The organism is Microbacterium paraoxydans (assembly GCF_018224615.1).
GTDB classification, from domain to species: Bacteria; Actinomycetota; Actinomycetes; order Actinomycetales; family Microbacteriaceae; genus Microbacterium; species Microbacterium paraoxydans_B.
Genome location: NZ_JAGTUK010000017.1, coordinates 1 through 394, shown reverse-complemented (window position 1 = coordinate 394; position 394 = coordinate 1). Strand labels below are relative to the sequence as shown.

The following is a 394-nucleotide window of genomic DNA, read 5'->3' as shown; positions in this document are numbered from 1 at the left end:
CCGAGCGCAGAAGTGGTCCTGCAACTTTATCCGCCTCCATCCAGTCTATTAATTGTTGCCGGGAAGCTAGAGTAAGTAGTTCGCCAGTTAATAGTTTGCGCAACGTTGTTGCCATTGCTACAGGCATCGTGGTGTCACGCTCGTCGTTTGGTATGGCTTCATTCAGCTCCGGTTCCCAACGATCAAGGCGAGTTACATGATCCCCCATGTTGTGCAAAAAAGCGGTTAGCTCCTTCGGTCCTCCGATCGTTGTCAGAAGTAAGTTGGCCGCAGTGTTATCACTCATGGTTATGGCAGCACTGCATAATTCTCTTACTGTCATGCCATCCGTAAGATGCTTTTCTGTGACTGGTGAGTACTCAACCAAGTCATTCTGAGAATAGTGTATGCGGCG

Annotated in this window: 1 protein-coding gene; it reads right to left on the bottom strand. The window is 49.0% G+C overall.

Annotated features, from left to right (window positions below):
• On the bottom strand, window positions 1-394 hold a 394-nt coding region (locus KE274_RS16375; protein WP_211545608.1), incomplete at both ends, for a serine hydrolase.